The sequence below is a fragment of the Thioclava sp. GXIMD4216 genome (assembly GCF_037949285.1).
Lineage (GTDB): Bacteria > Pseudomonadota > Alphaproteobacteria > Rhodobacterales > Rhodobacteraceae > Thioclava > Thioclava litoralis.
Genome location: NZ_CP149926.1, coordinates 2,623,462 through 2,636,436, shown reverse-complemented (window position 1 = coordinate 2,636,436; position 12,975 = coordinate 2,623,462). Strand labels below are relative to the sequence as shown.

15 protein-coding genes are annotated in these 12,975 nt (G+C 60.3%); 14 read left to right on the top strand and 1 reads right to left on the bottom strand.

Going from position 1 to position 12,975, the window contains the following annotated elements; genetic code table 11:
* Positions 1-36 precede the first annotated feature (36 nt).
* The 8 genes from rplO (at position 37) to WDB88_RS12825 (ending at position 6,065) form a co-directional block, all read left to right on the top strand.
* Complete coding sequence (gene rplO / locus WDB88_RS12860) at positions 37-507, top strand: 50S ribosomal protein L15 (protein WP_339108067.1); 471 nt, start codon at positions 37-39, stop codon at positions 505-507.
* A gap of 112 nt (positions 508-619) precedes the next feature.
* Positions 620-1,981: a preprotein translocase subunit SecY gene (gene secY, locus WDB88_RS12855; RefSeq protein WP_339108066.1), complete on the top strand. Its 1,362-nt coding sequence runs from the start codon at positions 620-622 to the stop codon at positions 1,979-1,981.
* Between the two features lie 13 nt (positions 1,982-1,994).
* On the top strand, positions 1,995-2,582 hold the full coding sequence (locus WDB88_RS12850) for an adenylate kinase (protein ID WP_339108065.1): 588 nt from the start codon (positions 1,995-1,997) through the stop codon (positions 2,580-2,582).
* Between the two features lie 181 nt (positions 2,583-2,763).
* Positions 2,764-3,132: a 30S ribosomal protein S13 gene (rpsM, locus tag WDB88_RS12845; protein WP_339108064.1), complete on the top strand. Its 369-nt coding sequence runs from the start codon at positions 2,764-2,766 to the stop codon at positions 3,130-3,132.
* Positions 3,133-3,147: 15 nt separating this feature from the next.
* Entirely contained in the window at positions 3,148-3,537 is a 390-nt protein-coding gene (rpsK, locus tag WDB88_RS12840; protein ID WP_339108063.1) for a 30S ribosomal protein S11, read from the top strand.
* Between the two features lie 117 nt (positions 3,538-3,654).
* Positions 3,655-4,671 (top strand): DNA-directed RNA polymerase subunit alpha, encoded by a 1,017-nt coding sequence (locus WDB88_RS12835; protein ID WP_339108062.1) that lies wholly within the window; start codon positions 3,655-3,657, stop codon positions 4,669-4,671.
* A 155-nt stretch (positions 4,672-4,826) separates the two neighbouring features.
* On the top strand, positions 4,827-5,246 hold the full coding sequence (gene rplQ / locus WDB88_RS12830; protein ID WP_339108061.1) for a 50S ribosomal protein L17: 420 nt from the start codon (positions 4,827-4,829) through the stop codon (positions 5,244-5,246).
* Positions 5,247-5,519: 273 nt separating this feature from the next.
* The gene (locus WDB88_RS12825) at positions 5,520-6,065 is read left to right on the top strand and encodes an autoinducer binding domain-containing protein (RefSeq protein ID WP_339108060.1); all 546 of its coding nucleotides are present in this window, start codon (positions 5,520-5,522) and stop codon (positions 6,063-6,065) included.
* On the opposite strand, the gene WDB88_RS12820 is transcribed toward WDB88_RS12825, so the two are convergent.
* Positions 6,062-7,366, bottom strand: a complete 1,305-nt coding sequence (locus WDB88_RS12820) for a replication-associated recombination protein A (RefSeq protein ID WP_339109539.1) — start codon at positions 7,364-7,366, stop codon at positions 6,062-6,064. The two genes, WDB88_RS12825 and WDB88_RS12820, sit on opposite strands and share 4 nt — an antisense overlap.
* A 190-nt stretch (positions 7,367-7,556) precedes the next feature.
* Here WDB88_RS12820 and crcB point away from each other — a divergent pair, with 190 nt between their 5' ends.
* From crcB to WDB88_RS12790, 6 genes are all read left to right on the top strand, one after another.
* A complete protein-coding gene (gene crcB, locus WDB88_RS12815; RefSeq protein WP_339108059.1) occupies positions 7,557-7,931 on the top strand; it encodes a fluoride efflux transporter CrcB in 375 nt (124 codons plus the stop codon).
* On the top strand, positions 7,928-8,983 hold the full coding sequence (locus WDB88_RS12810; RefSeq protein WP_339108058.1) for an RluA family pseudouridine synthase: 1,056 nt from the start codon (positions 7,928-7,930) through the stop codon (positions 8,981-8,983). Before crcB ends, WDB88_RS12810 begins: the two co-directional genes overlap by 4 nt.
* Complete coding sequence (locus WDB88_RS12805) at positions 8,983-9,645, top strand: HAD-IA family hydrolase (RefSeq protein WP_339108057.1); 663 nt, start codon at positions 8,983-8,985, stop codon at positions 9,643-9,645. The genes WDB88_RS12810 and WDB88_RS12805 overlap by 1 nt, the downstream gene beginning before the upstream one ends.
* Positions 9,642-10,355, top strand: coding sequence for an ATP12 family protein (locus WDB88_RS12800; RefSeq protein WP_339108056.1), 714 nt, complete (start codon positions 9,642-9,644; stop codon positions 10,353-10,355). The genes WDB88_RS12805 and WDB88_RS12800 overlap by 4 nt, the downstream gene beginning before the upstream one ends.
* A gap of 219 nt (positions 10,356-10,574) precedes the next feature.
* Complete coding sequence (locus WDB88_RS12795) at positions 10,575-11,591, top strand: amino acid ABC transporter substrate-binding protein (RefSeq protein ID WP_339108055.1); 1,017 nt, start codon at positions 10,575-10,577, stop codon at positions 11,589-11,591.
* 130 nt (positions 11,592-11,721) lie between these two features.
* Positions 11,722-12,975, top strand: a complete 1,254-nt coding sequence (locus WDB88_RS12790; RefSeq protein ID WP_339108054.1) for an ABC transporter permease subunit — start codon at positions 11,722-11,724, stop codon at positions 12,973-12,975.

Here is a 12,975-nt window from a genome sequence, read left to right as displayed (position 1 = left end):
GCTTCTGGGGTCATGTCCGGCGAGAGGAGAAGCGATATGAAACTTCACGAACTCCGCGATAACGCGGGCGCAGCCCAGAAGAAAAAACGCGTTGCACGCGGTCCGGGCTCGGGCAAAGGTAAAACCGCTGGTCGCGGTATCAAAGGTCAGAAGTCGCGTTCGGGCGTTGCACTGAACGGCTACGAGGGTGGCCAAATGCCGCTCTACCGTCGTCTGCCGAAGCGTGGCTTCACCAAGCCGAACGCCAAGCATTTCGCGGTTGTGAACCTCGGCCTGATCGAGAAATTCATCGAAGCGGGCAAGATCGATGCGAAAGCAGAGATCAATGAAGACGTGCTGGTTGCTTCGGGTCTCGTGCGTCGTAAACTGGACGGCGTGCGCGTTCTGGCAAAAGGCGAAGTCAAATCCGCTCTGACCCTGAACGTCACCGGTGCTTCGAAATCGGCTGTTGAGGCTGTCGAAAAAGCAGGCGGTAAACTCACCGTTGCGGCTGCCGCTGCCGAGTAAGGCTGAATAAGCTGTTGTGAGCGGGCGCGTGCCCGCTTACATAGGCATAGGTTTTCTGGCGCCGCCGATCGGGAACCCGGTCTGGCGGCGCTGACATGAAAGAGACAGGCATATGGCATCTGCTGCAGAGCAAATGGCGGCGAACCTCTCTTGGGGCGCCCTGGGCAAGGCCACCGAGCTTCGCCAACGGATTTTCTTCACCATCGGTCTGCTGATCATCTACCGGTTGGGGACCTATATCCCTGTGCCGGGGATCGACGCACAGGCCCTGCGCGACTTTATGGAGAACGCAGGCTCGGGTCTCGGGGGCATCCTGTCGATGTTCACCGGCGGTGCGCTTGGCCGCATGGGTATTTTTGCTCTGGGCATCATGCCGTATATCTCGGCCTCCATCATCGTTCAGTTGCTGGCCGCTATGGTTCCGGCGCTGGAGCAGATGAAGAAAGAGGGCGAACAGGGCCGCAAGAAGATCAACCAGATTACCCGCTATGGCACCGTGGCCCTTGCGACCTTCCAGGCCTTCGGTCTGGCAAAATCGCTGGAAGCCGGTGGGTTGGCGCATGATCCGGGCATGTATTTCCAAGCGGCTGTGGTGATCACGCTGGTTGGCGGCACCATGTTCCTGATGTGGGTCGGCGAACAGATCACGTCGCGCGGTATCGGTAACGGCATCTCGCTGATCATCTTCGTCGGCATCGTGGCCGAGATTCCTGCGCATTTCGCAAGCTTCCTTGCGCAAGGCCGTGCGGGGGCGATCTCGCTTCCGGCAACCATTGCCGTGATCGTCATGATCATTGCGGTCATCGGCTTCGTGGTCTTCATGGAACGCGCTCTGCGCAAGATCCATATTCAATATCCGCGCCGTCAGGTGGGGATGAAAATCTATGATGGCGGCTCGTCGCACCTGCCGATCAAGGTGAACCCCGCAGGTGTTATCCCTGCGATCTTCGCCTCGTCGCTTCTGCTGCTGCCGACCACCATTGCGACATTCTCGGGCGGGAATACCGGCCCCGTGATGTCGACCATTCTGGCTTATTTCGGGCCGGGTCAGCCGCTTTATCTGCTGTTCTACGTGGCGATGATCGTGTTCTTCGCGTATTTCTACACGGCGAACGTTTCTTTCAAATCGGATGAAGTCGCGGACAATCTCAAGAACCAAGGCGGTTTTATTCCGGGCATCCGTCCCGGCAAGAAAACCGAAGATTACCTTGATTACGTGGTTTCGCGTGTGCTGGTGATCGGTTCGGCATATCTGGCGGCGGTCTGCCTGCTGCCGGAAATCCTCCGCTCTTCGCTTTCGATCCCGTTCTATTTTGGCGGCACCTCGGTTCTGATCATCGTTTCGGTGACGATGGACACGATCAATCAGGTGCAGTCGCATCTTCTTGCGCACCAATACGAAGGTCTGATCGAAAAATCTCAACTTCGTGGTAAGCGCAAGAAGTCCGGTCGTAAGGCCCCCGCGCGCCGCTGAAAGGAAAGACATCATGACCAATATCATCTTGCTTGGCCCGCCCGGGGCCGGCAAAGGCACCCAGGCAGGTAAGCTTGTCGCAGATCGCGGGATGGTCCAGCTGTCCACTGGCGATATGCTGCGCGAGGCCAAGACCTCCGGCACCGAGATGGGCAACAAGGTTGCCGAGGTGATGGATCGTGGCGAGCTGGTCACCGATGATATCGTGATCGGCCTGATCGAAGAGAAGCTGTCCTCGGACGAGGGCAACGGGTTCATCTTCGACGGCTTCCCGCGCACGTTGGGGCAGGCGGATGCGCTGAACGCGCTTCTGGCGCGTATGGGGCAGAAGCTGGATGCCGTGATCGAGCTGGTTGTCGATGATGCCGTTCTGGTGAACCGCATTGTCGGGCGCGCCGAAGAGGCCCGTGCGGCAGGTCAGCCGGTCCGTAAGGATGACAATGCCGAAGTCTTCGGCGACCGCCTGCGCGAGTATTACAAAAAGACCTCGCCGCTGATCGGTTATTATTATCACGCGGGCGATCTGTTCCGCGTTGATGGTCTGGCTGAAATCGGCACGGTCTCGGCGCAGATCGCGGCGATCCTTGATCAGCAAGAATAATGCATAGAGAGGCTTGACCTGAAGGAGGATACCTCGTAGGTGCAAGTCTCTCTTATGAGAATCAATTTTTCGATGGGTCAGTCGGTCTGTCGGAATCAGGGTCCGGAACATGAGGTTTCGGGCCATCTGTTGTGAAAAAAGGTTCTGGTACTACGGAACCGCAACGTGAAGGAAGAACGCTTTGGCACGTATTGCTGGCGTCAACATTCCGACCGGGAAACGCGTCCCGATCGCATTGACCTACATCACCGGTATCGGCAACGACACCGCCCGTAAAATCTGCGAAGCCGTCAACATCGACGTGACCCGTCGTGTGAACGAGCTGTCGGATGCGGAAGTCCTTTCGATCCGCGAATATATCGACGCAAACCTCACCGTTGAAGGTGACCTGCGCCGTGAAGTTCAAATGAACGTCAAACGTCTGATGGACCTGGGCTGCTACCGCGGTCTGCGTCACCGCCGGAACCTGCCGGTTCGCGGTCAGCGTACCCATACCAATGCTCGTACCCGTAAGGGCCCGGCAAAAGCCATCGCTGGCAAGAAGAAGTAAGGGGAGGCTTGACACATGGCACGTGATAAAGTCCGCACGAAGCGTAAAGAGCGCAAGAACATCGCCGCTGGTGTTGTTCATGTGAACTCGTCGTTCAACAACACCAAGATCCTGATCTCTGACGTTCAGGGCAACGCCATCTCGTGGTCGTCCTCGGGCACCATGGGCTTCAAGGGTTCGCGTAAATCGACCCCCTACGCCGCTCAGATGGCTGCAGAAGATGCTGCACGCAAAGCACAAGAGCACGGTCTGCGCACCGTAGACGTCGAAGTTCAAGGCCCCGGTTCGGGTCGTGAGTCGGCTCTGCGCGCACTGGCTGCTGTCGGTCTGGCTGTCACCTCGATCCGTGACGTCACCCCGATCGCGCATAACGGCTGCCGTCCGCCGAAGCGCCGCCGCGTCTGATTTCTGAATTCCGGTTGGGCCGTGTGGGATTTCCCGCGCGGCCCAATCGTGTCCGCATTCTATCCTCGGGCGTTCCCTGCTTAGGACATGGGCTGGGAACAGGTATGGAGGCACTGCATGATCCACAAGAATTGGGCCGAGCTGATCAAGCCGACGCAGCTGGAAGTAAAACCGGGTAACGATCCGGAGCGTCAGGCTTCGCTCGTTGCAGAACCGCTTGAGCGTGGTTTTGGTCTCACCCTGGGGAACGCGCTGCGCCGCGTTCTGCTGTCCTCGCTGCAAGGCGCGGCCATCACCAGCGTACAAATCGACAATGTGCTCCACGAGTTCTCCAGCGTGGCCGGTGTGCGTGAAGACGTCACCGACATCGTGCTGAACCTCAAGGGCGTGTCGCTGCGTATGGATGTCGAAGGCCCCAAACGCGTGTCGATCTCGGCCAAAGGTCCGGGCGTTGTGACCGCTGGCGACATCTCCGAGACCGCAGGCATCGAAGTTCTGAACAAAGAGCATGTCATCTGCCACCTTGATGATGGTGCCGACCTGTTCATGGAGCTGACCGTCAATACCGGCAAAGGCTATGTCGCTGCCGATAAGAACCGTCCGGAAGACGCGCCCATCGGTCTGATCCCGATCGATGCGATCTATTCGCCGGTGAAAAAGGTCGCCTACGAAGTCACCCCGACCCGTGAAGGTCAGGTGCTGGACTATGACAAGCTGACCATGAAGATCGAAACCGATGGCTCGATCACGCCGGAAGACGCCGTGGCTTTTGCTGCGCGTATCCTGCAGGACCAGCTGTCGATCTTCGTCAACTTCGAAGAGCCCGAATCGGCGTCGAAGCAGGACGCGGAAGACGGCCTCGAGTTCAACCCGCTCCTTCTCAAGAAGGTCGACGAGCTGGAACTGTCGGTCCGTTCGGCAAACTGCCTCAAGAACGACAATATCGTCTATATCGGCGACCTCATCCAGAAAACCGAAGCCGAGATGCTCCGCACCCCGAACTTCGGCCGCAAGTCGCTGAACGAGATCAAGGAAGTGCTTTCGGGCATGGGGCTGCATCTCGGGATGGAAGTCGAAGACTGGCCGCCGGAAAATATCGAAGATCTGGCCAAGCGTTTCGAAGATCAGTTCTGATCTTCCGCTTACAGGCTTGACGGATAGGGGGGCGTGGGCTACACGCCCCCCATTCAATGCCAGCGCAGGCTGGGAATATCGGGCTCCGCCCCAACTGAGGCACCGGCACGCATCGGTCGCCCTGACAAAGCAAAACGCAATTACGGAGAATTCACATGCGTCACGCTCGCGGTTACCGCCGTCTCAACCGTACCCATGAACACCGCAAGGCGCTGTTCTCGAACATGGCTGGCTCGCTCATCGAGCACGAGCAAATCAAAACCACCCTGCCGAAAGCAAAAGAGCTTCGTCCGGTGATCGAAAAGCTGATCACGCTGGCAAAGCGCGGCGACCTGCACGCACGTCGTCAGGCAGCAGCCCAGCTGAAGCAGGACAAAGACGTGGCCAAACTCTTCGAAGTTCTCGGCCCGCGTTTCAAAGACCGTCAAGGTGGCTATGTTCGCGTTCTGAAAGCCGGCTTCCGTTATGGCGATATGGCTCCGATGGCGATCATCGAGTTCGTCGAGCGCGATTCCTCGGCAAAAGGTGCTGCAGACCGTGCGCGCCTCGAAGCTGAAGAAGCAGCGGCAGAATAATCGGACCTTTCGGTCTGATAAGATCAAACCCCGCCCGTTTGGGCGGGGTTTTTCAATGGTTTATTTAAGATTTTAGTGGAAAGCTGAAATAGGGGGCGCCGCAACTGGTGAAGTGGCGCATTATTTGGTGCGCTGTTTGATTTCTTGGCAGACCGGTAGGCCTTTGGCTTGGGCTGGCTGCTTCTTTTAGTTAAACGTTAGGCTGCCATGTCTTTTGATTCTAAAACGCAAGGTCTGCTTGATGAGCTCAACGAGCTCGCGCCAGCCGGATTTATGGTTGGTTTGCACGTCCGTTTTGCGCAGGCACGCATTTATCATACGAGTTATGATCCCAAATGGATCCAGCTTTACAACGAGCGGTCCTATTATCTGCGCGATCCCGTGGTCTTCTGGGGGATTTCCCATACGGGGCGGGTCCGCTGGAGCGAGATCCGGTTTCCCGATCCTTTCGGCATCTTCGAGCAGGCGCGCCGTTTCGGGCTGAATTACGGTGCGGTTGCGGGGGTCGGGCCGATGTCGTCGCGTTCGATCGTCGGGATTTCGCATACCGCGCGTGAATTTACCGATGACGAGCTGGCCACGCTAGAGCGCATCACCCATATCCTGCACGAGCATCACGAGGAAAGTCTTTCGCTGACCGATGCGCAGGCAGAGGCGCTGCGCCTTCTGGCCGCAGGGGACCGGCATACAGCGGCGGCGGCGCGTTTGGGCATTACCGAAAGCGCGTTCAAGGCGCGGCTCAAATCGGCGCGTATCCGGTTGAGTGCCCGCACCACGTCAGAGGCGATCCGCAAGGCGCGTGAACACCGCCTGATCTAGGGGGTCCTTTTGGCGCGTAGCTTGGCGAACCAGTCGATCCGTTTGCGCATCTCGCGTTCGAACCCGCGGTCGGGCGGGTCGTAAAGCTGCGTTCGCGGAACGTTGTCGGGGAAGTAGTTCTGACCGGAGAACCCGTCTTCGGCATCATGGTCATAGGCATAGCCCTCGCCATAGCCTTGCTCTTTCATCAGGCTGGTCGGCGCATTGAGGATATGTTTCGGCGGCGGGGCCGACCCCGTCTGCTTGGCCAGCGCCCGCGCCCCTTTATAGGCCACATAGCCCGCATTGGATTTCGGGGCCAAGGCCAGATAGATCACTGTCTGCGCCAGCGCCAATTCGCCTTCAGGCGAACCGATACGCTCGTAGATTTCCCATGCATGCAGCGCGTGGCTTTGCGCCTGTGGGTCGGCCAGCCCGATATCTTCCACCGCCATGCGCACGAAGCGCCGCGCCAGATAGCGCGGGTCTTCGCCGCCCTCCAGCATCCGCGCATACCAGTAGAGCGCGGCGTCAGGGTCGGAGCCGCGCACCGATTTATGCAGCGCCGAGATCAGGTTGTAATGCTCGTCTCCCGTCTTGTCATATTGGGCCGCGCGGCGTTGCAGGCGTTGGGCCAGCTCTTTGGCATCCATCGGCTGGCTGGTGCGGATGGCGGCCACCTGTTCGACAAGGTTCAGCATCGCGCGCCCGTCGCCATCGGCCATAGCCACCAGCGTGGCACGCGCCTCCTCGGTCAGGGGCAGGGGCGTCCCGCGGGCGGCTTCGGCGCGTGTCAGCAGCTCGCCCAACGCGGCTGCGTCCAGCCGGTGCAGCACCATCACCTGCGCGCGGGACAGAAGGGCGCGGTTCAGCTCGAAGCTGGGGTTCTCGGTGGTCGCTCCCACCAGCACGATGGTGCCATCCTCCATATGCGGCAGGAAGCCGTCCTGCTGGGCCTTGTTGAAGCGGTGGATCTCGTCCACGAATAGCAGCGTGCCCTGACCCGCGCGCTGGCGGGTCTTGGCGGCGTCAAACACCTTGCGCAATTCGGGCACACCCGAAAAGATCGCGCTGATCTGGACGAAGTGGCGGTCGGAGGCATCCGCCAGCAGCCGCGCGATGGTTGTCTTGCCCACCCCCGGCGGCCCCCAGAGGATCATCGAGGACAGTTTGCCAGTGGCCAGCATCCGCCCCAGAGGCGCATCGGGGGCAAGAATATGCGTCTGGCCGATCACCTCGCTCAGGTCTTTCGGGCGCAGGCTATCCGCCAATGGCCGGTCGCGCGATTCGCTGGCGCGGGCGGGCGGCGTGGAGGCGGGCATCTCGGGGCTATTGTCGAACAGATCACTCATATCGGCACAGTAATCCCGATATTGCACGAGATGAATACGGGATTTGCGGTGCATTGACGGTTTGAATATGGCACAAGCGCGCAGGCAAGGCGCGGGCCGACCGGTTGACATCGGCCCGTATGCGGGGTTTGAGCGCCCACGACAGGAGACGCGGATGTTGATGACGGTAGTACAAGTGGCGCTGGGTGGCGCGATCGGGGCATCGGGGCGCTATCTGTCCGGCGTGGCGATCTTGCGGCTGATCGGGCCGCAACAGATCCCGTTGGGGGTGATCTTCGTCAATATCGTCGGCTCGTTTCTGATGGGCGCGCTGATCACCTTTCTGGGGCAGAAGGAACTGACCCACTGGAACGCCTTTCTGGCGACCGGTATTCTGGGCGGGTTCACCACCTTCTCCTCTTTCTCGCTGGAGACCTGGACGCTGATCGAGCGCGGAGAGACCGGTCTGGCGGGTGTCTATGTCGCGATTTCGCTGATCGCGTCTCTTCTTGGATTGATTTTCGGAGTGCATGTAATGCGCTGGGTGCTGGCATGAGCAAGGTTCAAAACATCAAAGTCGACGCGGATGGGGCAGAGATGCGGCTGGACCGCTTTCTCAAGAAGCGCTTCCCGCAGATCACACAGATCATGGTCGAAAAGCTCTGCCGCAAGGGGCAGATCCGCGTGGATGGCGGGCGGGTGAAACCGGCCCATCGTCTGGAAGAAGGGCAAGAGGTGCGCGTGCCGCCGCTGCCCGAGGAACGTCCCGAGCCGAAGATCGATGGCGCCGCGCGCGGGCCAATCACGCCCGAGCAGGAGAAGATGATCCAGTCCTGTGTGATCTGGAAAGACGAGCATATCATCGCTCTCAACAAGCCGCCGGGGCTGCCGTCGCAGGGTGGCTCGGGGCAGGGGCATGTCCATGTGGACGGCCTCGCTGAGGCGCTGATGTTCGGCTACAAGGAGCGCCCCAAGCTGGTGCACCGTCTGGATAAGGATACCTCGGGGGTGCTGCTGCTGGCGCGCACCGACCGCGTGGCGCGCCGCTTGTCCGAGGCCTTCCGCCGCAAGACCACCCGCAAGATCTACTGGGCTGCCGTGGCCGGTGCGCCGCAGCCGAAATTCGGCACCATCCGCTATGGTCTGGAAAAGCAGGGCGGGCACGGGCCGCATGGTGCGGGCGAGAAGATGATCTGCGTGCATCCGGCCAAAATGAACGAACATCCCGAGGCCAAGCGCGCCACCACCGATTATTTCACGCTGCATATCCTTGGGCAGCGCCTGTCATGGGTCGCGCTGGTGCCGATCACGGGGCGCACCCACCAGTTGCGTGCGCATATGGCCGAGCTGGGCAACCCGATCGTGGGGGATGGCAAATATGGCGGCTCGGGGCAGGACAATATGGGCGATGGCTGGGGGGCGCAGCTGGGCGGCGAAGTGTCGCGCAAACTGCATCTGCATGCCCGCCAGATCAGTTTCGACCACCCCATCACCGGCAAGCGCATCACCCTTCAGGCACCTCTGCCCGAGCATATGAAGCGGACATGGAAGCTCTTGGACTGGCACGAGAATGACGTGCCCGCCGATCCCTTCGAGGATATGATGTGATGCTGGCCATTTTCGACGTCGATGGCACGATATCGGACAGTCAGCACCATATTACCCATGCGATGGCGATGGGGTTCGAAGCCGTTGGGCTGACGCCGCTGCCGACATCCGAAGTGCTGTCGATCGTCGGGCTGTCCCTGCCCGAGGCGCTGGTGCGGCTGTTGCCCGAGGCCTCGCAGGAGATCCGCGATGCGGTGGTTGCGGGCTATAAAGCCAGTTACAAATCCGCCCGTGCCGCCAGTCCGGCCCCGCTTTATCCGGGCGCGCGGGAGCTGCTGGACCGTCTCCACCGGCGCGAGGATACCGTTCTGGCAGTGGCCACCGGAAAGTCGCGTCGCGGGTTGCGGGCGCTGGTGGAATATCACGGGCTGGAGACGCATTTCCAGTCGCTGCAATGTGCCGATGACCACCCGTCGAAGCCGCATCCCTCGATGGTCGAGGCGGCATTGCTCGAGACGGGGATGAGGGCGGATCAGGCGGTGATGATCGGCGATACCAGCTATGACATCCAGATGGGGCGGGCAGCGGGCGTCCGGACCATCGGTGTGTCCTGGGGCTATCATCCTGTCGAGGCGCTGCGCGAGGTGGGGGCCGACCGTATCGTGACGGATTTTGACGAGCTTGAGGAGCTTCTGGGCAATATGGCGGAGGCGCAAAAATGAGCACCTGGACTGCGAAACGTTTCTGGAAAGAGACCACCGTTACGGCGCATGATGACGGCTTCGGCGTGGCGCTGGATGGGCGTGCGGTGAAAACCCCCGCCAAGGCACCGTTTGCCGTGCCAAGCCGCGCATTGGCGCAGGCGATCGCTGCGGAATGGGAGGCGCAGGAGGGCGAGATCCGGCCCGAAACCATGCCGCTGACCCGTGCTGCCAATGCCGCAATCGACAAGGTTGCCAGCCAGCATGCCGAAGTTGCGGCCTATATCGCCGAATATGGCGGCACCGATCTGCTGTGTTATCGTGCGACGACGCCCGCCGTTCTGGCCGAGCGTCAGGCGCAGGGCTGGGACCCGCTTCTGGCATGGGCCAAAGACCGTTTCGGGGTCGTGCTGAACGTGACACAGGGGCTTTTGCCGGTGGCGCAACCGGAGGCGGATCTGCAGGTTCTGCGTGCCCATGTGGCGGCTCTGACGCCTTTCCAGCTTTCGGCGCTGCATGATCTGGTCGGAATCACGGGGTCGTTGATTCTCGGGCTGGCAGTCATCGAGGGCCATCTGCAGGCAGAATCTGCCTTCACGCTTTCGCGGATCGACGAAAGCTTTCAGGCCGAAGAGTGGGGGCAGGACGAAGAGGCCCATCTTGCAGATATGGTCAAAAAACAGGCGCTACTGGATGCCGAGCGGTTTTGGCTTTTATTACATGGTAAATAAGCCTGTCTAAATGGCTAGGTTTTCGATTTCTTCCTGAGCATTTGCCTATTCGCTGAGCGATTTTCTTGGTTGAAAGTGGATTGGTCCCTTGACCTCCGCGCGGTAACTCGCTCACAATTCTGGCACTGGGGATAACCTCACAGTCTCTTGCGGAGACATGACCGGAAGAGAACCGCTTAAGAACCGCTCAAAAGAGTGGCAACTCAGGAAGAGGTAATAATGACTAAACTTGCACTTCTCGGCGCATTGGCCGCGACCGGTCTGACCGCCGGCATCGCGTCCGCTTCGACGCTGGATGATGTGAAGGCGCGCGGCACGCTCAACTGTGGCGTGAACTCGGGTCTGGTGGGCTTTGCAACGCCGGATGCGAATGGCAACTGGACCGGCTTCGACGTCGCGATCTGTAAAGCCGTTGCTGCCGCCGTTCTGGGCGATGCCAGCAAGGTCACCTATGTGCCGGTATCCAGCCAGAACCGTTTCACGGCGCTGAGCTCGGGCGAAATCGACCTGCTGTCGCGCAATACCACCTGGACCTTCTCGCGCGATGTCGACCTGAAACTCGATTTTGCGGGCGTGAACTATTATGACGGTCAGGGCTTCATGGTCCGCAAGGATCTGGGCGTGACCTCGGCCAAGGAACTTGATGGTGCGACCGTCTGTATCCAGACCGGCACCACCACCGAGCTGAACCTTGCCGATTATTTCAAAGCCAATGGCATGAGCTATAATCCGGTTTCGGTCGACACCAACTCGGAAGGCGAGCAGCAATTCCTCGCAGGGGCCTGTGACGCCTATACCACCGACGCGTCGGGTCTGGCTGCCACCCGTGCCGCTTTCGCCAATCCGGGCGATTACATCATCCTGCCGGAAATCATCTCCAAAGAGCCGCTTGGCCCGTCGGTGCGTCATGGGGATAACCAGTGGGGCGACATCGTCCGCTGGACGCTGAACGCGCTGATCGCCGCCGAGGAATACGGCATCACCTCGACCAATGCCGACGAGCTGGCCAGCTCGAGCGAGAATCCGGAAATTCGCCGGATTCTGGGTACCGAGGGCGATCTGGGCAAGATGTTCGGTCTGGACGCGGAATGGGCCAAGCGCGCCATCAAGGCGGGCGGCAACTATGGCGAGATCTTCGCCGCCACCATCGGTGAATCCACTCCGATCGGTCTGGCGCGCGGGCTGAACGCACAGTGGACCCAAGGCGGTCTGCTTTACGCGCCGCCCTTCCGCTAAGCACAACGCGAGAAGGGGCGCAGGGCAACCGGGCGCCCCTTTTCCATTCCAATAAAAACAAGCCTGCAGGCGAGGCAACGACCTCATTGGCGACCAATCCGCCGCTCTGCCGGATACAGGGGTATAACTCATGTCAAATGCGCATGATGGGCCGGAGCGTGGCTTCCGGCTCAGCGATCTCATATACGATACGCGCTACCGGTCTCTGACCATCCAGATCGTCACGTTGATCCTCGTGATGCTTGGCGTGCTCTGGCTCGTCGATAACGTGATCGCGAATTTCGCGCTGCTGGGCAAGGATTTTAATTTCAGCTTTCTGGGGCAGCGGGCGGGCTATGACATCGCCCAGACCCTGATCCCCTATAGCAATGATGACACCCATGCCCGCGCGGCGCTGGTGGGGCTGCTGAACACGCTCTGGGTCTCGTTCCTTGGCTGTGTGGCGGCCACCATCCTCGGCGTGGTCGCGGGGATCCTGCGGCTGTCGAAAAACTGGCTGATCTCGCGCCTGATGACGATCTATGTCGAAGCGTTCCGCAATGTGCCGGTGCTGCTCTGGATTCTGGTGGCTGTGGCCGTGCTGACCGAGTTGACGCCGTCGCCTGCGGCCTATCGCGGCGAGCATCCTGCGGCCTCGATGCTGCTGTTTGATACGGTGGCCTTCACCAATCGCGGCACCCATATTCCGGGGGTCGAATTTTCCCGCGGTCTGGGCGTGATCGATACACCGCTTGCGCCGATCTCTTTGAACTTCCTCGCCTTCGCCGCTGTGGTCTTGCTGTCGCTCTGGGCCAATCGCAAGCTGCGCGCCCATGCGGCCCGCGTGCAAAGCGCCACGGGTCTGCGTCCTGCGACATGGTGGAAATCGGCTCTGATCCTGTTCGTGCCTGCCATCGTCCTGCTGGCGGCGCTCGGCATAACGCTGAACCCGCCTGTGCTCGAGCGGTTCAACTTTACCGGCGGGGTGGATGTGTCGAACGCGCTGGTCGCGCTGTGGCTGGGTCTGACGCTCTACACCGGTGCCTTCATCGCGGAAATCGTCCGTGCGGGCATCATGTCGGTGTCGCGCGGGCAGTCCGAGGCGGCATTTGCCCTCGGGCTGCGTCCGAACCGCACGATGAAGCTGGTGATCCTGCCGCAGGCGCTGCGGGTGATCGTGCCGCCGCTGATCTCGCAGTATCTCAACCTGACCAAGAACTCCTCGCTGGCGATTGCCGTGGGCTATATGGACCTGCGCGGAACGCTGGGCGGGATCACGATGAACCAGACCGGTCGCGAGATCGAGGCCATCCTGTTGATGATGCTGATCTATCTTGCTGTCTCGCTGGCCATTTCCGGCGTGATGAACCTCTATAACCGGTCTGTAAAGCTGAAGGAGCGGTGA